The sequence below is a fragment of the Streptomyces sp. NPDC045778 genome (assembly GCF_056431945.1).
Map to the genome: position 1 here is coordinate 88,269 of NZ_JBWKJZ010000016.1, position 22,086 is coordinate 110,354.

Genomic DNA, 22,086 nt, shown 5'->3' on the forward strand with positions numbered 1-22,086 from the left:
CAGATTGCGGCCCCTGCGACCGCCCGGCAGGCCCCGTCGGCCCCTTCACCGAGGGCCCGGACTGCCGCCAGGCGTCACGACATCGAAGTCGCTGTCCCACCCCGTGCTGGGGGCATCCGCCGGAAGGAGCGCGTCGGCTATCCGCCAGAGTGCGGCTTTCCGGGAGCCCTTGAGCAGTACGACGTCGCCGGCGCGCAACTCGTCACGCAAGAGCGCCATCGCGGCTTCGACGTCCGGCACCAGTTCGGTACGGGTGTCCTTGCCCGCGCTTCTCGTCGCGGCTTCATGGATCTGCCGGGCGTCCTCGCCGATCACCACGATCCGGTCGGCGGACTGCGCGGCGAGCCGTCCCCAGCTGTCGTGCCTGGCGTCTCCCGAGAAGCCGGGTCCGTGTGCCGTCCCGAGCAGCGCCCACTTCCGTGAAGCGCCGGTATTGGCGATCGCAGCCAAGGTACGCAAGGCCGCCCGCACCGATCCAGAACTCACGTTGCGCGCGTCGTCGATCACGGTGATCCCCTCCGGCGTCCGATGGACCGCCATCCGGTGCGGGGGTGCCGAGCGGTCGTTCTCCAGACCCGAGATGACCTCGTCGATCGTGGCACCGAACTCCAGCGCGACTGCCGCGGCCGCCAGCGCGTTGTCGATCTGGTGCTCACCGTGCGTCGGCAGGGCGACGCGCGCGGAACCACGGATGCCGGGCAGGTCGAGCCGCATGGTGAACCGCGGTCTCGCTTGACTGTCGAGCCCGATGTCGGTGGCGCGCAGGTGTGCGCCGGGTTGCCGTCCGGTCAGCACGACTCGGGCCGAGGTCCGATCCGCCATCGCGGCCACGCGCGGGTCGTCGGCGTTGAGCACGGCGACCCCGCCGGCGGATGCGTGCGGCAGTGCCTCCACGAGTTCGCCCTTGGCGGCGGCAATGGCGTCCTGGGAACCGAAGCTGCTGAGATGCGCGTCACCGACGTTCAGCACGACGCCGACACGGGGCGGCGCCGTCGCGCAGAGCGTCGCCAGGTGACCGATGCCCCTGGTGCCCAGTTCGAGGACGAGGTGCCGGGTGTCTTCCTCGATCCGCAGGACCGTCCACGGTTGTCCCAGCTCGTTGTTGAACGACCGCGGTGACGTGACGGTCGGACCGAGCCGGGCCAGCAGGTGCCCGATCAGGTTCTTGGTCGAGGTCTTCCCGACCGACCCGGTCACCCCGACGACGGCGCAGCCGGGCACTTGACGCAGCACATGGCTTGCGAGCTTCGCCAGCGCGGCCAGCACCGCCGCACCGAATCCGTCGCTGTCGCCCGCCAGCGCGAGCACATCGGAGGGCACGTAGCTGCCGAGGGATGGCACGACGACAGCCGGCGCTGTCACCTCGCGCGCCGTGAGCACCGCGACGGCTCCCCGCGCGACCGCGTGCTCGACGAACTGGAGGCCGTCGGAGCGCTGCCCCGGCAGTGCTACGAAAAGCGATCCTGGCCCTACCTTCCTGCTGTCGAACTCGACGGTGCCGTGAACCTGCCGTGAGCCGTCCGCCCTGTGGAGGCGACCGCCCACCACTGCCGCGACGGCGTTGAGATCGAGCGAGATCATTGTTCCTCCACGGAGTCGACGTGCCGTGCCTGCGAAACGTCGGCCAGCCACAGGGTGGTGTCCTCGGGCCGTGGCGGCTGGCCGGCGTCGAGGTAGGACGGATGGTCGAACAGGTGCTGACCGCTCAGATCCTTCTGCCGGCTCAGGAAGAGCCGAAGTCTTTCCCGGTCGCCCGACCAACCCAGACCATCGAAGAACTCCATGCCGGTGAACCTCGTCTTGTACCGGGCGCCCTCGTAGTAGCACGTGCCCAAGTACGCGTGGGAGAGGCCACGGCGTTGCAGCTCGCCGATCACACAGCTCATCAGGTACGAGCCGACACCTGTCTTCCGGTACCGCGTGTCGTAGAAGGCCAGGGCGTAGTAGGCGATGGGTGGTTCGACGTACAGGGTGGCCAGCGCTGCGGGCGCATCATCGGAGGTATCCGTCAGGGTCAGCAGATGTGTCGTCAGGGGCGAGTCCAGCCGGGCCATCAGGTCCGCGGTGCGAAACGGGCGCCCGCGCCGCTCGGTCCACCACGAGCTTTCGTTCATATAGCGCACACACATGTCCGACCAGTCGTCCGACCCGGTGAGCTGCGCGCGCGAGAGAAATGCGCGGCGGAGCGTTTCGCACTGTCTCCTGACGTAGCGTTCACGTCTGCTTTCCGTGTATTTGCCGAGGTCGACGCGCACGCTGCGGGCCAGGTAGAACCTGGTCAGCTCGCGGTTGCTCGGCAACATGCCGAGGCCGAAAGCGGTGGCGGCCGACTCGCCGTCCTCCGGAAAGCCCAGCACCTGGTACGGCGCGAGATGGGCCTCATAGTCAGGGGTGCATTCCGAAAAGGCCAGTCTCATGGCAGATATCCATCGACGTCGAGACCGCTCTCGATGAGATCGAACAGGTGCGCCGGATTGGCGCTTACGCGGCCAGCGTTCGGGTGGTACTGGAAATGCAGGTGTGCTGCCCTTGCAAGAATCGACCTGCCGCCGGCGACAGCGCCGCCCGTGTGGCCGAGGTAACCGATGACCGTTCCCGCGGTGACGGCAACCGGCCGTTCGCTCTTGCCGATGAATTCTGGCGGGAATGCGTCCCTCGGGTCCGCGGGATCGGTGCCCAGGTGCAGGTAGTGGTAGAGGGCACCGCTCGCCCCGGTCAACCGCACGCGATGACCCCCGCTCCGGCCTTCCTCGGCCAGGATGAACTCCGCGGTTCCCCCTTCCACGGCCAGCAACGGGGTGCCGATCGGCGCCTTGAGATCGATGCCCTTGTGTACGTGGCTTTCGCTCCTCCGGTAGTACCAGCCGCCTCGGCCCGGCTCACCGGCATCCGCTCCACGGAGTTCCGGCCGCTCCCGGAAGTCTGCCCAGCTCATTCCCGCCACCGGGAACACCAAGTCCGGCACGTACGTCACACCCCTTCTTCGAGTCTTCTTCAGTCGACTCGGCTGCGGAGACCCTTGGCCCGGTTGGCCGGGGCCGCCACCGCCGTAAGCACACAACAGAGCAGAAGGACGGCTGCCGCTACGCCCCAGCCGACGATGCCCAGGGCGGCAACGACGCTGGCCAGAACCGATCCGGCGATGTTGCCGATGGTCCGGCCCAGGGCGAAGATCGACTGGTACCGGCCGTGCATCGCCGGGTCCGCCAGCTCGTAGCTGTAGGTCCACGACGCCGCCGCGGTCCACATCTCGCCCAGCGTGAACAGCACGGTGCCGGTCACCAGCATCGCGACCGCGACACCGGTCCCGGTCGTACTGGCGAAGGCGATGAAAGCGAACGCGCCGACAAAGGCAGCCCCGCCGAACAGCGTCACCCTCGATGCGCCGGCCAGATCGGCCGCGCCACGGGAGAAGCGCACCTGGAGCAGGACCACCACGGCGGTGTTCAGGAACAAGAGAAAGCCGGTGAGGCCTGCCGGCGCGTGCGTGTGCGCGACGGCCCACAGCGGGACCGCCACGGTGAGTATCCTGGCGCGCGCGGTGAGGAGGCCGCACAGCACGGCCATCACCACGTAGCGCACGTCGGCGATCGCTGTTCGGGGCGACTTCCGCTCGGGAGCTTTTCCCGGATAGGGGCCTTTGACGGTGCACGGGATGGTCGCGGCGATGGCGAGCGCCGTGCCCAGGAAGATGGCCGTGTAGGCCGCGCGGGTGTCGGCCTGCAGCAACGGCACGACGGCCAAGGTACCGATCGCGTACCCCACGTTCGAAAGAGAGCGGCTGTAAGCCTGGAACCGGACTCGGTCCCCTGCTCCCAAGACGCGCCCGACCAGTGCGCGTTGCCCGACCGACATGCCGAGCAGTGCAGAGTTCGAAATGCTCTCGAAAAGGATGAATGTGAAAAGAGAGCTGATCCAGACAAAACACGTCGTTGCCGTGGCCGCGAGGGCAGTCGAAACGACGATGACCGTGCGCGGGCCGAAATGGTCCACCGCCGGGCCGATCGCGAACAGCGCGGCGAAGCTGATCACCCCGACCGCGGCCATGCCGATGCCCACATCGGTTGCCGGAAGCTGCACGGAACGAACGAGGAAGATGGCTGCGGTGGCCAGGATCGCCCCGGTGCCGATGGAGGTGAAAAGCTGCCCCAGAAGCAGGTAGTTGGACTTTCCGAACGAGGTCAACGGCACAGCTTTCTCATACAGCCTTGTCCCACGCATGAGATGAAGTTCGCCCCCCATCGGCGCGCGAATCCGCAGCCAATTGTCGACATCGACGACAAGGCTGGAAATCTCCAACAACCTGGTCAGCTGAGGAACTTGATGAAGCCCTGGCCAGTCAAGAGAAGTTCACCTCGTCGCGTTCGACGAGGGCGGCCGCCACGGGGACGTCCTGGGCGGAGTCGACTTCGGCCCAGTCATCGGAGGTCGCGTCCAGCACGTCCAGCCCATGGGCGATCGCCAGCTTCCGCATGGCGAACTCGTACCAGTCGCCGACCCGGCCTGCCGCGAGCATCTCGTCGATCGCTGACGAGAACCGGGCTGCATTGTCCCCGCTCCACCGGCTTACGCCGAAGAACTCTCCCTGGAGCGGCGAGGGTTCGAGGTCCTTTCCGAAGTCGACGGCCTTGCCGTCCTGGATCCGGACCTTCATGTCTATGTCCGCGTAGGCCTTGCTCGTGTCGACCGCCAGGACGTCTCGCGGGGAGTCGACCATCCGCTGCAAAAGGCCGCGGCCGACCAGCACGTCCCCGTCGATCAGGCAGAACGGCTCGTCCCAGAACGCTCTGGTCAGCGCGAGGGACACGATGCTGTTGGTAGTGGCGAAGTCCGGGTTCTCCACGAACCGTATCGGTGGCGCCTCCGGGCAGGCACGCAGTGACGTCCGGAGCATCTCGGACCGGTAGCCGCAGACGACCACCACCTCCGAGACCTTCACCTTGGCCAGCCGCCGCATGGTGTGCCAGATCAACGGCGTACCGCTGACCGGCACCAGAGCCTTCGGTGCCTCGTCGGTGTACGGCCGCAACCGCGAACCGACCCCGGCCGCCAGAGTGATCACTCTCAACGCCTGTTCCATGTCAACCTGCCAGCCTCTCCAGCGCGCGGTCGAGTTGCCCCGGACCACCCGCGAACGACATGCGGACATACCGTTCGCCCGCCCGGCCGAACGCCGAGCCGGGCACTACCGCCACACCACACTCGTGAAGCAGGTACTCGGCCACGGCGGAGCCGATCGAATCCTTCACGTGAATGCCGCGTAGCCGAGCGAACTCACCTACGTCGACGAAGGCGTAGAACCCGCCCTCGGGAAACGCCGTCTTACCCAAGCCGGGGATCTGGGCGACATCGGCCAGGAACAGCTCGCCGCGGTGCCGTAGCTCCGCGGCGTGAACGGACAGCTCCCCGTCCGCTTCCGGGTCTCGCAACGCTGCCGCGGCCGCCAACTGGACCGCATGACTCACCGCGAGCATGAAGAACGTGTGCGCCTTGGCCGCTTCGGCGATGACCGCTGGACTACCGGCCATCCACCCGATCCGCCATCCCGACATGCCGAATCGCTTGGAGAGGCTGTTGACCGCGATGCCGTGGCCGTGGTGGTCCAGTGCGGCGACCGAGCGGTGCTCCACTCCGTACGCGAACCGGTCGAGCACCTCGTCATGGACGACGTACAACCCGTGTTCGGCCGCGAAGGTGCAGAGATCCGCCAGCTCGCCTCCCGCGGTCACGTGCCCGGTCGGGTTACCGGGCGAGTTCACCACGATGACCCGTGAGCGTTCTGTGAGGTGTTTTCGCAGGTCCGGCACGCGCAAGGCGAAACCGTCAGCCGCGCTGGTCGGGATGCGGACAACACGTCGGCCGAGCAGCTCGATCATCGGTGGGTAGATCATGTAGGCCGGATCAGCGAGGAGCACCTCGTCACCGGGCTCGGTCACCGTGAGGACCGCGATCCACAACGCGCCCGCCGCCCCGTTGGTGACCAGCAGCTGCGTGTCCGGATCGAGATCGATTCCCTGTTCCGACCGGTATACCTGGGCGATCGCCGCACGAAGCTCGATCGCGCCCCTGGAGTGCGCGTACTGGTCCTCGGGCCGAGCGTTTTCTCCGGGGCTGCCCGACAACACGGCCAACCGCTCGCCGAAGGTCCGCGGCGGGCCGAACGAGGGAAGGCCGACGGTCAGGTCGATCGTTCCCGGATGACGCTGAACGTACTCCGAGATCCGCTTCGACGAATGTGGCGCAAGTGCACTCAACACACCGTTCACGACTGGTCTCCCCTTGCCATCGAATGCACCCGGTATCCGCGGATCAGCAGATTCAGGCCTATCGCGCCGGCCTCAACCCAGAGCACCGCCAACGCGGAAGCCGGGCCCCAGACCGTCCACAGGACAAGGGCGATCGTCAGCACCAGCAGCCGGGCGTCGCTGCCCGCGCTGATCAAGATGAAAGGCTTCTCCGCATGCTTCTTCGGATATCGCCTGCCGAACGCGGAGTGGAACTTTTCGGAACTCACCGCGAGCAACAGGGCACCGGCCAGGATCAGGAGGCCGGCCCAGAGTGCCTCTGCGCCGACCGACCAGGACAGCCTGACGGCTATAGCGATGGTCAAGGCCGTTTCGGCGATCCGGTCGGTCATCGTGTCGTAGAAGTCGCCGACCGCCGACTGCGCTCCCCGGATCCGGGCGACCTCTCCGTCGCAGCAGGACAGCACGCCGAAGATCTGCACCAGCAGCCCGCCGACCAGCAACTGGCCGGTCAGAATGCAGGCGGCGGCCGCAAGGCCCGCGAGGAGGTCGAACGTGGTGACCGCGTTCGGCCCGAACCGGCGCGCGAGCGCCGGTGAAACGAGGCCGGACAGGCGCCGTTGCACGACTTGGCAGTACACACCGTCCACGGCAGCCTTCGAAACGTCGGCTTCACTGCCCATTCCGCGCTCCTCCCTCGCTAAACACGGAGCCGAGCGCGGCCAGCACATGCGTGACGTCACTGTCGCCGACGTATCCCATGTGGCCGATCCGAAGCGCAGTGTCCTTCCAATGCGCTCGCCCGGACGCGACGTGCACCCGGTGTTCCGTCGCCATCCGCTCCCGGACATCGCTCGCCCGCACCTCGGCCGGCACGAAGAAGGACGTCACGGACGGAGAGGCGTACGACTGATCGGCCGCGAGCGGCAGCCCCAGACCGGCGAGCCCGCTGCGACATCGGCCGGCAAGCCGTTGGTGCCGGGCGAGAACCAGGTCCCAGCCTTCGTCCGAGATCATCCGCAACGACGCCTGGAGCGCGTGGAAGACCGGGATGGCGGGTGTATAGGTGGTCGTGTTCTCCTCGACGGCCCGTGCCATCGTGCTGAAGTCGAAGTAGTACCGCCGAGCAGGGTTCGCCGCAGCCGCATCCAGGGCTCGCGTGCTCACGCCGATCAGCGCCAGTCCCGGCGGTGCCATCAGGGCCTTCTGACTCACGCCGACCGCTACATCGATCCCCCAGTCCCGCATGAGCACCGGTGTCGCCCCGAGGCTGCTGACGACGTCGACGATCAGCAGTGCGTCACTGCACTCACGTACCACGCGGCCCAACTCGGGCATCGGGTTCAGCACACCGGTGGACGTCTCGTTGTGCGTGATCAGGACCGCCTTTACGCCACGGAGCCGACGGAGCACGATCTCCAGATCCCGGGGGTCGACCGCCCGGCCCCACGGCACCTCGACCAGTTCGACGGCGAGACCGACCATCCGGGCGATCTCGGCCATGCGCCGGCCGAAGTACCCGATCGACACGACGACGACTCGCTGCCCCGGGCTCACCGTGTTGACGACGGCCGCCTCCAGTCCGCCGGTACCCGAGCAGGTGAAGGGCAGGATGGTCGCCGGACCCCCGAAAACAGGGGCGAGACCGCCCAGGACTTCCGCGGCGAGGTCCCGGAACCTCGCCGATCTGTGGCTGATCATGTCAGTGGACAGGGCCGTCCGAACCTTCGGCGGCAAGGGTGTCGGCCCGGAGATCCGGAGGTTCACGGTGTGCACCCGTATGTCTCCCCTCGATCGCTCACAACCGGGACCGCAGCAACCCGAGAACCGGGTCCTTGCGGAGCGCGACCGGATGGTTTTGCGCGCGGTCGCTGCTCAGCGCGTCGTCGAACATCGGCTCCAGGTCCGAGGCGCCCACCCCGACCTCGCCGAGCCGGGTCGGGCAGCCGGCCAGAGACAGTAGCCGCGCGAGGGCGGCTCCGGAGTCGGCAACTGTTCGAGCACCGAGAAGCGTGAGCATGTGGTCGATCTCCCCCTTGGCCATACCGGTACCTGGCAGCTCGCGGTCGAGTTCACCGAGCGTCAAAGGCAGCAGCCAGACCAGATGCAATGCGCACGCGAGTCCGTGCGGCACCCCGAACTGAGCGGTGGTGGGGTATGCGAAGGCATGTGCCGCTGTCGTGCGGGTCAGATCGATCGCACGACCGGCCATGACCGCGGCGTTGCTGAGCAGCTCCCGTTGTCGGGCCGTGGTGTCACGAAAGCCCGTTCGCAGGATGGGAACCAAGTGTGACAGCGCCCCTCGTGCGAGCGCCCGCGACGACGAGTCGGCGCGTGGCGACCACCACGACTCGATGGCGTGCGCGGTGGCATCGAGCGCGCAGTGTGCGGTCAGCGCCGGCGGACACGTCCGCGTGAGCACGGGGTCGATGAGCGCCACATCCGCCCGCACGGCCGGATGGTCCAGTGAGTGCTTTCGCTTGCGGAGGTAGATCGTGGCGAACGTCGTGACCTCGCTGCCCGGGCCGGCCGTCGTGGGGATCACCACGAGCCTCGGTGGTCTCGTCACCCGCACCGGATCCACGCCGCGGAGGACTCGCTCGGCTTCCGCACCGACCGGCGGCAGCAACCGGACCGCCTTCGCCGTGTCCAAGGTGGAACCGCCACCGATGCCGAGCACGACATCCGGCCGGTATCGCGCCACGGCACCCGCACCTCGGACGACGTCCGCAGCTTGGGGATTCGACACGATGTCGTGGAAGTAGTCGTGGTCGTGCCCCACCAGCCACCCTTCGGCGCCGGTCCGGAGCACCGCGTTCCGCGTCGCGACCACGAGAACTCGCTGGGCTCGCATCCTGCGAAGCACCTCCGGTAGCTTCGCGGCGATTCCGGCGCCCTCCATCACCTCGACCCGGCGCTGCTCGTCCCCTTCGGTCACCTGAGCTCTCCTCCGTGCGCGACGGCCAGCTCTCGCTCGAACCTGGCCCGGATTCCGGGGAGCGGCAGTTGCGCACTGGCCCGCGGCGGCACATCGTTCTCCGCCGCCTGAATGCGCACGGCGGCCAGGCACGGGCCCGGTTCCGTCACGGCCCTGTCCAGCACGGTCTGCAGCTCGGAGCCGTCGGCGCACGACCAGGCATCGCGATAGCCAGTGGCGCGGGCCAGCCCCGGCCAGTCGACCGTGGCGGAGGTGGTCGGCTGGCTTCCGGTGGAACCGTAGGTCCCGTTGTCCAGCACCACGTGCAGCAAGTTCGCCGGAGCGAGGTGGCCCACGGTCGACATGGTGCCCAGATGCATCAGGGCCGCTCCGTCGCCGTCGAGGACGACGACGCGACGATCGGGCCGGCGCAGTGCTGTCCCCAGCCCCAGGGCCAGCGCGTGTCCCATCGAACCCTGCATGTAGAAGTTGCCCGGCCGATCGGCGGCAGCGAACAGCTCGCGTGAGGTGTAGCCGGTCGTGCCGTAGATCGCGGCGTCCGGAACCTGCGCCGACACCATCCGGACGGCCTCGGCACGGGTCAGCATCCTGTCAGGACCGGCGGGGACCGGGACCGGCTCAGCCGCTCCGACCGTCCCCTTCGGCACCAGCAGGAAGAACGGCTTGCCGGCCGCCTCGGCCTGCCGTGCGCACGCCAGCGCTTCCTCCAGCGAGGCCGGCGACGGCTCGAGAAACATGCTCGGCACACCGTGGATGGCAGCCGTGGACTCGGTCGTGCGTCCCATGACGTCGTGCTGCGGTTCGTCGGTCCCCACCGGCCAGCCGCGGAGGCTCACCACGACGAGCACCGGTATCTCGTAGGGCAGCACCAGGGAGGCCAGCGGGTTCACCAGGTTTCCGAGACCCGAGTTCTGGATCAGGACGGCTGCGCGGGTGCCGGCCATCCGTGCGCCGGCGACGACGGCCAGGGCGGCACCCTCGTTGGCCGCCGGGACGTAACGGCCTTCGTGGCGGGACAGGACGGAGACCAGGCCCGCCAGGCGGGAACAGGGAACACCGGAGAAGAACCGGTAGTCCCGTGCCAGCAGCGCTGCGGCGAACTCCTCCGCGCCGATCACTGTTTCTCCAGGTGCAGCCACTTGTCGAGGTGGGTCAGCTCGAACAACTCGGAGACCGGAGAGATCAGGTCCTCGACCGCGGTGGACGTGCCGGACGACTCGATGCTGGTCAGCACCTGGTACATCGACCTGACCGCGGCTCGCAGGGCGTGGTTGGCATAGATGACCAGGGACACTCCGGAATTCTCCGCGTCAGTGAAGTGCCAGTCGTGATAGGTGGTGGGCACCACGACCACCGGCGCTCTTTCCTGCCAGGCGTCGAGGAATTCGATCACCTCGCGGGGCGAGTTCTTCTTCGAGTGCACCAAGATCATGTCGGCACCGGCATCGACGTAGGCGTGAGCACGGCGCAGCGCTTCCTCTACGTCGTGTCCGGCGATCAGTGCCTCCGTGCGCGCGACGAGCACGAAGTCGGGGTCGCGTTGCGCGTTCTTGCCCGCTTCGATCTTCCGGGCGAACTCGCCGACGTCGAGCAGCTCCTGGCCCTGGTCGACGAAGCTGTTGGTCTTGGGGAAGATCTTGTCCTCGATGCAGACCCCGGCGACGCCGGCCGCTTCGTAACGCTGGACCAGGTACGCGACGTTGGCGGCGCCACCGAAACCGGTGTCGCAGTCGGCGAGGACCGGTACCGAGCAGCCCGCCGCCATCCGCCCGGCCGCCTCCAGGAAGTCGGCCATCGACAGCAGGCTCATGTCGGGCAGGCCATTGACCGCGGAGATGGTGAAGCTGGAGGCCCACACCCCGTCGAAGCCGCTGATTTCCACCAGGCTCGCGCTCAGCGGATCATGGGCTCCCGCCAGCCTGGCGATCTGCCGGCCGGCGATCAGTTCGCGAAGCTTCGTAGTGCTGTTCATCGATTCCCCGCTTCGGTGTTTTCGACAGGCGTGCCGAGCGGTGCCACACCACACTGCTCCGCGACGCGAACCAGGTCCGTCACGACAGCGGGCCTCAGCGGAATGCCGGCCTCCAGCCTGTGCTGTTCGATTTCGTGCTCGCGCTCGCCGGCGATCAGGATGCGGTCGTGCCCGCGCGCCTTGGGCGACGCCCGCAGTTCGTCGAACATCCGGTTGGCCTCGGCTTGGAAGTCCGCCACCGCGGTCAGTGCGGCCACTTGGCCGCAGAGGAAGAAATGACCGAGGCCGGCTCCTTCGGCCCCGTACACATGGCGTCCCCAGCGAGCACCCGCAAGCGGTCCGCAGAACAGCTCCACCACGGTGGCGAGGCCGTATCCCTTGTGCCCGCCGTGCGACTCCCCCGAGCCCCCCAGCGGAAGCAGGGCATAGCCCTCGCGGGCTTTCAGGCCGTCCACGACCCTCGGGATGTCCGTGGTCGACTCGCCGTTCGGGTCGACCGCCCACCCGGATCGCATGTCCCGCCCTTCTCGATGCAAGCGTTCCAGCTTCCCTCGCGGGACGACGCTGGTCGCGGCGTCGAACACGAAGGGCTGGTCGGCGTCGGTCGGGAAGGCGATCGCGAGCGGATTCGTCCCGAACATGGGCGTGGCCCCGTTGGTCGGCGCCACCTGCGGTGACGCGTTGGTGCCGACGATGGCGAACAGGCCCTGCCGGGCGGCGCGCAGGGCGTAGTAGCCGGCGATGCCGAAGTGGTTCGACCGGCGTACGGTCGCCATGCCGATGCCTGTCTCGACGCCTTTCGCGACGGCCATGTCCAGCGCAGCGCACGAGGCCGGCTGGCCCAGGCCGTTGCCGGCGTCGAGGGCCACGGTCGCCGGCGTCTCGGCCAGGACGGTGGTCTGGGCATCGGGGAGGATCTTGCCGTCCCGCACTCCGTCGACGTACCTGCGCAGTCTGGCCACGCCGTGACTGTCGACACCGCGCAGGTCCGCTTCCGTCAGGACGTCGGCGACCAGCGCCGCGTCCTGCTGGGACACGCCCACGGCGAGCAGGCACCGGCACGTGAAGTCGTGCAGTGATCGGTGGTCAACTCGCATGAGGCATCGCTCCATGGTCGAGGGCCGACAGTGCCGCACGCTCGAACGCGCGTCGGCGCTCGGCAGTCTCCGCGTTGCCCGGTGTCGGCGGTTCGAGCCCCAGTTCCACGCAGTGGACTCCTGAGGGGAGGTCGCCGACAGGCACCGCAAGCTCGCCGGTGATGATCACGACACGCTTGCCCTGCTTCCTGGCCATGGTGGCGACCAGTCCCGGGATCTTGCCGTCCCACGACCCGCGGTCGAACCGTCCCTCGGCCGTCAGCACCAGATCCGCGCGCTCGATCTGACCGGCGAGCCCAGCGCGCGAGGCGAAGAACTCGCCTCCGTGGGTGACCGGCGCGGCAAACGCGGCGCGCAGACCAGCGGCCAAGCCACCGCCGGCACCGAGTAGCGGCTCGGTCAGCAACGCGTCGTCCGGCCAGCCGAACGCGGCCGGAAGCGCCTCCAGCATTCCGTACAGCACCACCGCGTCCGGCGGGGTGATCCCCTTCTGGGCACCGAACCGCTCGATGTTGTGCCGAAGCGGAGTGCGCACGTCACTCAGTACTTCGACGCGCACGTCGCGGAGCAGCTCCACGGCGGGACCGGTGTCTACGCGTCGCACGTGTACCAGGTCACGCGGCGTAGGCGTGAGCAACCGGCCGGCGGAGTCGAGAAAGCGAACCCCCAGGGCGGCAAGGGCGCCTGCACCGAAGTCGACCGAGGCGGTTCCGCCCGCCGTGACGACCACCCGGGTCGCTCCGCGCCCGACCGCATGCGCGATCAGTTGCCCGGTGCCTGTGGTGTTCGCCACGAGCGGTTGCCGGGGACGGGTGGCGACCAGCTGCAGTCCGCTCGCGCGAGCTGTCTCGACGAACGCAGTTCCGTCGTCCGTCAAGAGGTAGTCCGCCGAAACCGGTGCGCCGAGGGGATCCTCGGCCATCGCCTGGACGCGAGTGCCGCCCGATAATTCGGCAGCGACGTCCAGTGCGCCGTCACCGCCGTCCGACAGCGGGATCGTCACCACGCTGTCCACCGATCCGGTCCGCACCAGTCCGCTCGCCAGTGCTTCAGCCACCCACCGTGCACCCGGCCCTCCACGAAACGCATTGGGTGCGATCAGAACTCTCATTCGATCACTGCCCGGCGGTGTGGTGGGCTGCCGGCGTTCGCCGAATCCACGTCCGGTAGAGCAACCGCGATCGCCCGGGGTCGTGGTGGTCGTCGAACTCGGTCCTGCCGTGCAGAATCCGCAGGTTGTCGAAGACCGCGAGTTCACCGGCGCCCATGCGGCCCTCGATCGCGCTGGCCGGGTCCTCGAGTGCCGAGTCGAACGCGTCCAGTGCACCGCGTTGGGCGGGCGTCAGTGGGTCGGCACCGGGCTGACCGTGCCCGATCTCGATGTACTGCCGGAGATAGGTCGCGGCATGCCTGCCGTCAGCGGTCGTGAACAACACGGGTTTGCGCACCGTGGCCGGCTCCCCCGGCGCCTGGTCACCCCGTCGGTCGAAGTGGAAGTCCCCTTCCAGCACCGCGAGCACGTCGGGCCGGTCGGCCAGGAGAGCGCGGAGGCGGTCCACCGGAACGAGCCTCAACGTGCCGCCGGCCTTCGCAGGCCGCACGCACAGGAGGGTGAAGTAGTCCGGCAGCGGGAATGACCGCTCCGCGCCGTCGGTGTGCAGGTGACCTCCGTGCCGCGAGTCCGCATAGCGAGCCGATCTGCCCTCGCCGACCGCAGTTCCGCGGTTGCGCACGGATCTGATCCGGGTACCCGCTCTATCCTGTTCCATCACGGTGCCCAGCGTCTCGGAAGCCCACAGCAGCACCTGCTCGCAGGTGTTCTGTTCGGTCACATCGAGGCCCGTCATGACCAGAAACCCCGCGCCTGCGTCAACGTTGTCCCGCACGAGCGTCCGCACTCTTTCACGCTCGGACTGGGCCGCGCTGCCGTCGAACTTCCCCTGCCGGACAGCGGTGAGAAAGCTTTCCGACCACCTGTGTCGTTGCCGATCAAAACCCATGCGCATTCACCTCCGAAGGTGATGGCGTACACGACCGTGGAGCCGCTGGGGATCTAAAGGAACGGCTCACTCCGTCACGTTCCACAGTTGTTCCGGTGTTGTTGCCGTGAAGGTTGGGTTCCCCAGCGTATTCCGGGCACCGGGTCGTCCACAAAGACGAAGTTGACGCTGCACCTGCGTACCCACGACCCCGGCCACCGGCACTGCCGCCTTTACGAAGTGCCCGTCTGGGCAGGCCCGTTGCCGATGAGCCATGCGTCGGTGCGGACGAGGCTGAGAGCGGTGGCGGGTCAGTACGAGCGCGAGGTGGGTGCGGGCGAGCCCGTGGTGGCGGACCCGGTGGACGTCGCAGCGGCTGCGCCTGGGCCATGGCGCCCTCGACGCCAGCGCGGGGGCCGCAGCGTGCTTTGCGGAAGGTGCGCCAGGTCTTCAGGCGGCGACCCCTGCTGGAGGTTGAGTTCCTGACGAGAGCGGAGTCGTTGCGGGGTGGAGAAGGTTCCGTCGGCGCCGAGGTAGCCCAGATCGGCCAGAACCGGCAGGCCAAGATGGGTGCAGGTGGAGATGATGCGGTGCCGACGCGCCGCTGTGAGGTCATGCGTGCGGCCGGGGAACATCCGTGAGATCCACTGGATCCTGCCGCCAGAATTGGTGACAAGCTGGAGGTTCACTCCGTGGCGGCGGTGCTCTCCGGAGGGGGCACCATTGTTGTCACCGACCCGGGCGCATTCCGCCAGGGTGCCGTCCACCAGCACATATGCGGAATTGCGATTGATCGCTCTGCAGGGAGTTGACAGCGACGTCGTCTGTGGCAAGGACCTTCAGCAGCACATCGCACGGTGGCACCACATGACCGCGTTCTGGGCCGACGCCGACGCGGGCAGGACGCACCACCACTGTGTCGCAATCGACGAGAGCGGCCGACAGTTGCTGTCGCGACGCGTCGCTAACGACGAGCCCGAACTGGTCGAACTCCTCGCCGACGTCTTGGCCTTGGGTTACACGATGACGTGGGGCATCGCTCTGGTCGATGGCGGAGCGGCCCTGGCCATCGCGATCCTCCTCAGCCACGACCAGGCGGTGCACTACCTCTCCGGCCGGGCCATCGACCGCGCCGGCGAGAGCTACCGCGGCGAGAGCAAGACCGATGCCAAGGAGACTGCGGTCATCGTCGACCAGGTCCGTGTCCGACGCGATCTGTACCTCTTAGAGGCCCAAACAAAGGCGTTGGACGTGTCGGTGGGTGATGAGACAGGTGGCGAGGCCGAGGAAGGCTTCGTGGATGTCATCTCGCTGTTCCCAGCGGACGCGTAGTCTTCGGAAGCCGTGCAGCCACGCGATGGTGCGCTCGACGACCCACCGGTGCGCCCCGAAGTCCCAGCCGGATGGCGGTCTTCGGGTCCACGGTGCGGCGGCATACGAACGCCGGTGTCTGACCGCACTGCCCCCTCCCACACTCCCGTAATCGAACCTGGCGTTGGCGGTCACCTCTCGGTCGAGCCGGGCGAGGTGCTCCTCGATGGCTGGGGCGAACTCGCTGCGGCAGGGAGACAGCTCTGAGTGGTGTAGGCGCGGACGGTGCTGGCCGTCACCCGAGTTCCACAGCTCAGGTGAACACCAGTCCTCAGCGTCTGGACTTTGAAACCCAGCGGTGAATCATCATGAGGATCAATATCGCACCGCTACCAAGTGTCAGGATGCCGGCGCCCAGCAGCCCATAGTTATCGCCTCGAACTCCTAGGAATGCACACAAAGCCCCAATCACCATCCCTACCGCCACAAATGCAGTGAATTTGATTTCAGGCCTAGTTGGCATCGGTTCTCCTCGCGACATCCTTCCGGGCAGTGCCGAGTGCGCACTGCCCGGAAGGCCATAGTCTGCTCTCAGTAACGCGGCGCTCGGTGCAGTTCTTTGAATGTCATCCGTAGGACAGTATGTCCGCGTTCATATAGGCCGCTCCTGCGCCTATGCCGCAGGAAAAGGCTCCAGCAACTATCGTGCCCGGCGTGCCGAAGAAACCAGTCGCCGCTGTGAGGACGCCGGACTCTCCTGCCGCCCCGATACCGGCCAGGCAGCCTGAGACTCCGGTTACTACCTTCTCTCCGATGTCGAGTACGTCGGAGAAGCTGAACAGTCCGGTGGGGTCGATGCGGTTGACGGGGACGCCTTCGGCGTAGAGGTAGGGGTTCTTCTCCTGGCCGGAGGGGTCGGGCTGGGTGAAGCGGGTGATGTGCGGGTCGTAGTAGCGGGCCGCGAAGTGGTACAGGCCTGTGGGGTCCTGGTAGCCGCCGGCGAAGCGGTAGGGCTGGGGGACCTTCTCCGAGGTCGCCGCGCGGGCGACACCGCGGGGGCTGTAGCTGTAGGTGTTGACCTGCACGCCTGCTTCGTCGATGAGGGCGACGACCGAGCCCAGCGCGTCGGTGAGGTAGTAGTACGCCTTGCCCCCGGTCGTCATGGAGTTCAGGGTTCCCCCGGGTTCCGGTTGAATCCCATGTCCACGCCGCCCGTGCTCTTGGCCGACAGGCCGAGCGGCCCGTTGTGGAAGAAGGTGTCCCCGAGGCGGATGCGTTCGCTTTGGTCGGTGGAGCCGTACTGGCCCTCATAGGTGGTGCCGCCGACCGTGATCGAGGTGAGCTGGCTGAAGTCGGACCAGGTCCCACCGGTGCGGGCGCCTTCGGCACTCGAGGCTCCGGCGGTCTCGTTGCCGGCCGCGTCGTAGGACCAGTTGGTGCTGTCGCCGTTCTTCGCAGTGATCTGCTGCGCGTCGTTGACGGTGAACTTCGAGTCGCTGGGGCAGCCCTTGCCCGTGCCCTGGGAGGTGAGGTTGCCCGCCTGGTCGAAGCAGTACTGCCAGGAGTAGGTGACCGCGTCGCCCTTCTCCTCCTTGGCGTAGGAGAAACGCCCCGCGCTGTCGTAGGTGTAGCTGATCGTCGTGCCGGTGACGGCGTCCGTGCGGGCGCGGATCTTCGTGCTGTCCTTGCCCGCGTTCTTGTAGTCGTAGGAGAGGTTGACCAAGGTGCCCTTGTGCGAGGTGGCCTTGATCCTCTCCGGGCGGCTGGACTTGTCCAGGGTGACCATCTGCTCCGTGCCGCCGGGATAGGTGGTCCTGGTGCGGATGTCGTTGTTGTTGTACTCGTAGGTGGTGGTCCGGCCTGCCGGGTCCTTCAGTTTGTCGAGCTTGTTGACCTTGTTCCAGATGTAGTCGGTGACACCGGCCGGGTCCTCATACGTTTCCACGTTCCCGGCGGGGGTGTAGGTGAGCTTGGTCTGCGAACCGTTCTGCAGGGTGCGGACCGTCTCCCGCGAGAGCGGGTCGAAGGCGTACTTGATCACGCCGGTGCCGTCCGAGCGCTGGGTCAGGTTGCCGTCGCCGTCGTAGGAGTACGTCACCGTGGCCTTCGACGACGAGGTCACCTTGGTGACGCGGTCGCGCTCGTCGTACGTGTACTCCGTCTTGACGCCGCGGCCGTCGGTGACTGTTGCCGGGCGGCCGAGTGCGTCGTAGGTGTAGGTGGTGGGCTTCATCGGGGCCGGCGGGGTGGCCGTGGCGAGGTTGCCCTTCCCGTCGTAACGGAACGACGTGGACACCGACTTGGTGTCGCTCATCATGGTGGTGGCCTTGCAGCGCTGGCCCTGGAAGCCGCCGCAGTCAGGAGTGGCGTCGTTGTAGTCGAAGGTGCGCTTGCCACCGCCGGTACCGGTGACCGCGACGGATTTGGTGTTGCCTGCCGTGTCGTAGGTGAAGTCGGTCTTTTCGTCGTCCGCGCTGGTGAAGGACTTGGGCAGGTCCGTGCCCGCGATCGTCTGATAGCCGGTGAGCGAGGCCCTCAGCAGATGGCGGATGGCCCTGCTGGAATACGCCTTGTCACCCAGCACGCGGTCCGGTGTCGTGCGCGGGCGGCCCGTGCCGAGGCGCGGGGTGCGGATGCCGTCGAGGACCTGGCCGAACGCCGTCGCGTCGTTGACGTTTCCGGGCGTGAGCACAATCGACAGGGGCAGGCCCCGGCCATCGACGGCGAGATGGACTTTGGTGGTCAGTCCGCCTCGGGAGCGGCCGAGGGCCTGGCGCTCCTGCGAGCGGCCCGGATCTTCCAGTTCGTCCCCGTTCACATCCCCCTTTTGCGGGCGCCGACTGCGTGCTGGTGGGCTCGGTTGATGGTGGAGTCGACGGAGACGGTCCATTCCACCCGGCCCACCGCGTCATCGCGGACCTGAACGTGCTCCAGAAACCGTGCCCAGGTGCCGTCCGCCTCCCAGCGGGCGAACCGCTCATAGACGGTCTGCCACGGCCCGAACCGGTCGGGAAGATCCCGCCACGGAGCCCCGGTCCGCAGCCGCCACAGCACCCCGTTGACCACCTGCCGGTGATCACGCCACGGACGGCCCCGTCCGTCCACCTGAGGCAAAAGGGCTCTATCCGCCTCCATGCCGCATCCGTCAACTCACCTCGACCTGCCACAAGATCAATTATCAGACCGGCTATAGAGTCCTGCCCGTGGCGAATCATCAGGACGAGACCAGGACGGCCTATGACGGTGTCGTCGAGCTGTACGCATCGCTGTTCGCAAACCGGCTGGAAACACAGCCTTTCTCCCGGGCCATGATCGGCACCTTCGCCGAACTGGTGCGCGCGACGGGCAACCTGCGGACAGCGGACGTCGGGTGCGGGCCCGGACATCTGACAGCCATGCTGCACGAACTCGGCCTGGACGCCTTCGGACTAGACCTTGCCCCCGGCATGGTCGACCACGCCCGGCAGGCCCATCCGGCGCTGCGCTTCCAAGAGGCGCGGATGGAATCCCTGCCGATCGAGGACGCCGCGCTCGGCGGCGTGCTGGCCCACTACTCAATGATTCACACCCCTCCGGGGGAACTACCGGAGCTGCTCGCCGAACAGGTACGCGTCCTGGCACCGAACGGTCTGCTCCTGGTCTCCTTCTTCGGGACCGACGGACAAGTACCGGTCCGGTTCGACCACAAGGTGGCGCCCGCCTACAGCTGGCCGGTGGATCGCCTCGCCGAACTGCTGGGCGATGCTGGGCTCGATCCCTTCGCTCGGCTGCTCCACGATCCATCCTCTGATCGGGGCTTCCTCGACACCCATCTACTGGCCCGCCGTTCGTAGCCACTGCCCACTCCCCCCAGCCGATCGGCGCACCTCCGGATTGCCAGCTCAGCCGAATCTCGCTGATCAGACCGGAATTGTCAGACACCCCCTAATGCCTGCATGGGCAACCACGCGCGCGTATAGCGCATCTGACGACTCGGCAGGACGCCGATGTAGAAGTGGATGGACGAAGCACGGTGGGTCGCTCGATATCGCTCGCCAGAGCCGCAGCAGCGCTGGCCGCCCTTGTCTGCGCCCTGACCGCCGTCCCGCTGGCCGTGGCAGACGACACCTCGGACGCACCGTGGCCGCAGTCCGCCACCGACATTCGCTCCGTCCACCGCGGAGGCCACGTCACGCCCTCCGCCTCGGACGGCGAGGCCGTGGACGGGAGGACGAAGGTCTCTTCCCCGGCGTTCACTCACCCCGTCACCCTTCGGGGAGACAAAGCAGTTCTGGAGGCAAAGGCCGCCATCCGCTGCGACATCAAACCCGGGGTCTACCCCGTGTACCTGCACAGCCCGATGCTGGAACCAGGTCAGGTCTGGGGGCGCCTGAAGGTCGAGCCCGACGGGGGCGCCGTTCCCAAGTCCTGCCGTGACCAGCAGCAGGCTGCCGCCGGCTCCGCTTCAAGCGACGACGCGGGGAACAAGCAGGCCCTGATCATCGCTGGCGGGGCCGCCGGGCTGGCGGCAGCTGGGGCAAGCGGCTACCTCGTCAGACGGCGTTCGCGCCGTTGGCCGCGGCGCGGGGGGCCCGCTGCGCGCCGACCCTAGATGCCCTGTACACGGCAGCAGCCGCCTGCGGGCGGGCGCGGTGACCGCATTCGGATTGCGGCAGGACCTTGTTGTCCTGGCCGAGGGGCGAGTCCGCGAGTCCGGCTCCTGACCAGTAGACCGCGACCGACGCCCGTGGTGTGCCTTCGGGGGCGGTGACGAAGAATTCGGTGACGTAGCGCTGCCCGCCCGCGGTCCTGCCTTCGATCTCCAGCACCCTGCCGCCGGCCGACTCCTCCGTGTTCCGGACCACCGCGGAGCGCAGCACACGCGGCTTGGGGCCGGGCTTCAGACAGAAGGCTTCAGCCTGCTTGCGTGTGTAGGCGCATGCCCTTTCCTGATAGGCGAGTTCCTTGCAGAACTGTGCCGCGGTCAGCTTCGGCGCGCGGTTCACCACGCGGTCCAGGACGTGCTTCGCCTGCTTCTCGCTCACCGCAGCGGGCGGATGAGAACCTGAGGTATCGCCGTCGCTGTCGCCGGAGCAGGCACTCATCGCCAGCAGGAGGGGTACGTACAGCAGAGCGAGGGGCGTGGTTGATCGTCGCATGGGTGCCTTATGAGTCAGCGGGCGAGCGGAGAGAAGCCGGGCAGGGGCGGAAGCGCGGCGGAATGCGGCTCCCGTCCCCGTGTGATCAGATGGGCCGGAGGGTTACACGGTTGCACCGACGTTGATCCAGGCCAGTAGCTACTACGGGCCCGAACGGGGGGCGCTTCGCGCCTAGACATGGTGCGTCCGGTCGGCACGTGGGCGTTCTGTCCCGGGGGGCGATATCACGGTGGGGGCTGGTCACCGTGCCAGGTGCGCCAGAGCGCGGCGTAGGTGCCGTTGGCCGCGACCAGGGTGGCGTGGGGGCCGAGTTCGGTGAGGTGGCCGTCCTCCATCACGGCGACCCTGTCGGCGTCGGACGCCGTCTGTAGGCGGTGTGCGATGGCGATGACGGTTCGGCCTTCGAGGACGGCGGCCAGAGCCCGCTCCGCGTGGCGGGCGGTTCGTGGGTCCAGGAGTGCGGTCGCCTCGTCGAGGATGAGGGTGTGCGGGTCGGCCAGGACTACGCGCGCCAGGGCGAGTTGCTGTGCTTGGGCGCCGTCGGGCCGGTGTCCCTCGTGGCCCAGGTCGGTGTCCAGGCCATCGGGTAGTTCGTCGGTCCAGTCGGCGCCGACGGCGGCGAGTGCCGCGCGTAGTTCGGCGTCGGTGGCGCGAGGGGAGGCGATGTGCAGGTTGTCGCGGACGGTGCCCAGGAATACGTGGTGTTCCTGGGGGATGAGGACGATGTGCCCGCGTAGCTGGTCGGGCTCCAGGTCGGTGACCGGGACCCGCCCTACCGTCACCGTGCCGGTGTGCGGGGTGTCCATGCCGGCCAGGAGCCTTCCCAGTGTGGTCTTGCCCGCGCCGGTGGGGCCCACGATCGCCAGCCGCTCGCCGGGCCGGACGGTCAGGTCGATGCCGTGCAGGACGTCGTCTCCTTCGTCGTACGCGTAGTGGGCATCGCTCACCTCGATCCGGTGGTCAGCTGGTGTGGCGGCAGTGGTCGGTGGTGTGGGCGTGGCCAGGCCGAGGCCTTCGACGCGGGCGAAGGAGGCACGGCTGCTCTGTAGTTGTTCCATCTGCTGGAGGATGGTGTTCAGGGGCTGGGACAGCTGGCGCAGGTACAGGGCAGAGGCGACCACCGCCCCGAGGCTCAACGTGCCGTGGGCGTGCAGCGCGCCGCCGACCAGCAGGACACTGGCGACCGGGATGACGTACGAGATGTCCACGGCCGGGAAGAGGACGCTGCGCAGGAACAGCGTGTGGTTCCGTGTGGTCCGGCATTCTTCGATGTGCTGCTCGCATGCTGTGATGCGGTGCTGTTGCAGGCTGAGGGCTTCGACGGTACGGGCTCCGGCGGCGGTGGTCGCGAGCTGTTCCCACCGCGCAATCGCGCCCTCCGCTGTCCACGCCGTCCGCGCGGTCGC

Annotated in this window: 18 protein-coding genes and 5 pseudogenes; 2 read left to right on the top strand and 21 right to left on the bottom strand. The window is 67.8% G+C overall.

The genetic code is table 11. The features are described from left to right. Positions 1 to 45: 45 nt before the first annotated feature. From AC07GB_RS21675 to AC07GB_RS21745, 15 genes and pseudogenes are all read right to left on the bottom strand, one after another. Positions 46 to 1,581, bottom strand: coding sequence for a UDP-N-acetylmuramoyl-tripeptide--D-alanyl-D-alanine ligase (locus AC07GB_RS21675; protein WP_478847802.1), 1,536 nt, complete (start codon positions 1,579 to 1,581; stop codon positions 46 to 48). After that, positions 1,578 to 2,417 (bottom strand): GNAT family N-acetyltransferase, encoded by an 840-nt coding sequence (locus AC07GB_RS21680; RefSeq protein ID WP_478847804.1) that lies wholly within the window; start codon positions 2,415 to 2,417, stop codon positions 1,578 to 1,580. The genes AC07GB_RS21675 and AC07GB_RS21680 overlap by 4 nt, the downstream gene beginning before the upstream one ends. Continuing rightward, positions 2,414 to 2,974 carry a M23 family metallopeptidase gene (locus AC07GB_RS21685; RefSeq protein WP_478847806.1) on the bottom strand — a complete coding sequence of 187 codons (561 nt, stop codon included), beginning with the start codon at positions 2,972 to 2,974 and terminating at the stop codon, positions 2,414 to 2,416. Before AC07GB_RS21685 ends, AC07GB_RS21680 begins: the two co-directional genes overlap by 4 nt. Before the next feature lie 20 nt (positions 2,975 to 2,994). After that, the gene (locus AC07GB_RS21690; RefSeq protein ID WP_478847808.1) at positions 2,995 to 4,302 is read right to left on the bottom strand and encodes an MFS transporter; all 1,308 of its coding nucleotides are present in this window, start codon (positions 4,300 to 4,302) and stop codon (positions 2,995 to 2,997) included. Between the two features lie 37 nt (positions 4,303 to 4,339). Then, complete coding sequence (locus tag AC07GB_RS21695; protein WP_478847941.1) at positions 4,340 to 5,062, bottom strand: phosphocholine cytidylyltransferase family protein; 723 nt, start codon at positions 5,060 to 5,062, stop codon at positions 4,340 to 4,342. Between the two features lie 19 nt (positions 5,063 to 5,081). Then, positions 5,082 to 6,266: a pyridoxal phosphate-dependent aminotransferase gene (locus AC07GB_RS21700; RefSeq protein ID WP_478847810.1), complete on the bottom strand. Its 1,185-nt coding sequence runs from the start codon at positions 6,264 to 6,266 to the stop codon at positions 5,082 to 5,084. After that, positions 6,263 to 6,928: a CDP-alcohol phosphatidyltransferase family protein gene (locus tag AC07GB_RS21705; RefSeq protein WP_478847812.1), complete on the bottom strand. Its 666-nt coding sequence runs from the start codon at positions 6,926 to 6,928 to the stop codon at positions 6,263 to 6,265. Before AC07GB_RS21705 ends, AC07GB_RS21700 begins: the two co-directional genes overlap by 4 nt. Then, positions 6,918 to 8,021: a pyridoxal-phosphate-dependent aminotransferase family protein gene (locus AC07GB_RS21710; protein ID WP_478847814.1), complete on the bottom strand. Its 1,104-nt coding sequence runs from the start codon at positions 8,019 to 8,021 to the stop codon at positions 6,918 to 6,920. The genes AC07GB_RS21705 and AC07GB_RS21710 overlap by 11 nt, the downstream gene beginning before the upstream one ends. A 22-nt stretch (positions 8,022 to 8,043) precedes the next feature. Next, positions 8,044 to 9,183 (bottom strand): phosphonoacetaldehyde reductase, encoded by a 1,140-nt coding sequence (locus AC07GB_RS21715; RefSeq protein WP_478847816.1) that lies wholly within the window; start codon positions 9,181 to 9,183, stop codon positions 8,044 to 8,046. Further along, entirely contained in the window at positions 9,180 to 10,301 is a 1,122-nt protein-coding gene (gene aepY / locus AC07GB_RS21720; protein WP_478847818.1) for a phosphonopyruvate decarboxylase, read from the bottom strand. The genes AC07GB_RS21715 and aepY overlap by 4 nt, the downstream gene beginning before the upstream one ends. Beyond that, positions 10,298 to 11,155, bottom strand: coding sequence for an isocitrate lyase/phosphoenolpyruvate mutase family protein (locus AC07GB_RS21725; protein ID WP_478847820.1), 858 nt, complete (start codon positions 11,153 to 11,155; stop codon positions 10,298 to 10,300). The genes aepY and AC07GB_RS21725 overlap by 4 nt, the downstream gene beginning before the upstream one ends. Further along, entirely contained in the window at positions 11,152 to 12,252 is a 1,101-nt protein-coding gene (locus AC07GB_RS21730) for an Ldh family oxidoreductase (RefSeq protein WP_478847822.1), read from the bottom strand. Before AC07GB_RS21730 ends, AC07GB_RS21725 begins: the two co-directional genes overlap by 4 nt. Next, positions 12,242 to 13,363 (bottom strand): glycerate kinase, encoded by a 1,122-nt coding sequence (locus AC07GB_RS21735; protein ID WP_478847823.1) that lies wholly within the window; start codon positions 13,361 to 13,363, stop codon positions 12,242 to 12,244. The genes AC07GB_RS21730 and AC07GB_RS21735 overlap by 11 nt, the downstream gene beginning before the upstream one ends. Before the next feature lie 4 nt (positions 13,364 to 13,367). After that, positions 13,368 to 14,252, bottom strand: a complete 885-nt coding sequence (locus AC07GB_RS21740) for a TauD/TfdA family dioxygenase (RefSeq protein ID WP_478847824.1) — start codon at positions 14,250 to 14,252, stop codon at positions 13,368 to 13,370. A gap of 502 nt (positions 14,253 to 14,754) precedes the next feature. Further along, positions 14,755 to 15,007: pseudogene (locus tag AC07GB_RS21745) on the bottom strand (transposase family protein); the annotation flags it as partial. A 91-nt stretch (positions 15,008 to 15,098) separates the two neighbouring features. Between AC07GB_RS21745 and AC07GB_RS21750 the strand changes: the two are divergent. Further along, positions 15,099 to 15,503 (top strand): annotated as a pseudogene (locus AC07GB_RS21750) (IS110 family transposase); the annotation flags it as partial. On the opposite strand, the pseudogene AC07GB_RS21755 reads toward AC07GB_RS21750, so the two are convergent. From AC07GB_RS21755 to AC07GB_RS21770, 4 genes and pseudogenes are all read right to left on the bottom strand, one after another. Beyond that, positions 15,456 to 15,620 (bottom strand): annotated as a pseudogene (locus AC07GB_RS21755) (transposase); the annotation flags it as partial. The pseudogenes AC07GB_RS21750 and AC07GB_RS21755 overlap by 48 nt on opposite strands. A gap of 548 nt (positions 15,621 to 16,168) precedes the next feature. Next, positions 16,169 to 16,705: an RHS repeat-associated core domain-containing protein gene (locus AC07GB_RS21760; protein ID WP_478847825.1), complete on the bottom strand. Its 537-nt coding sequence runs from the start codon at positions 16,703 to 16,705 to the stop codon at positions 16,169 to 16,171. 5 nt (positions 16,706 to 16,710) lie between these two features. After that, on the bottom strand, positions 16,711 to 17,859 hold the full coding sequence (locus tag AC07GB_RS21765; protein WP_478847943.1) for a hypothetical protein: 1,149 nt from the start codon (positions 17,857 to 17,859) through the stop codon (positions 16,711 to 16,713). A gap of 216 nt (positions 17,860 to 18,075) precedes the next feature. Further along, positions 18,076 to 18,709: pseudogene (locus tag AC07GB_RS21770) on the bottom strand (IS5 family transposase); the annotation flags it as partial. 36 nt (positions 18,710 to 18,745) lie between these two features. Here AC07GB_RS21770 and AC07GB_RS21775 point away from each other — a divergent pair. Then, complete coding sequence (locus AC07GB_RS21775; RefSeq protein ID WP_030565738.1) at positions 18,746 to 19,375, top strand: class I SAM-dependent methyltransferase; 630 nt, start codon at positions 18,746 to 18,748, stop codon at positions 19,373 to 19,375. Positions 19,376 to 20,074: 699 nt separating this feature from the next. Here AC07GB_RS21775 and AC07GB_RS21780 read toward each other — a convergent pair. Together AC07GB_RS21780 and AC07GB_RS21785 are read right to left on the bottom strand one after the other, a co-directional pair. Beyond that, positions 20,075 to 20,680, bottom strand: a complete 606-nt coding sequence (locus AC07GB_RS21780) for a hypothetical protein (RefSeq protein WP_478847827.1) — start codon at positions 20,678 to 20,680, stop codon at positions 20,075 to 20,077. 224 nt (positions 20,681 to 20,904) lie between these two features. Beyond that, a pseudogene (locus tag AC07GB_RS21785) lies at positions 20,905 to 22,080 on the bottom strand (ABC transporter ATP-binding protein); the annotation flags it as partial. Between the last annotated feature and the right edge of the window lie 6 nt (positions 22,081 to 22,086).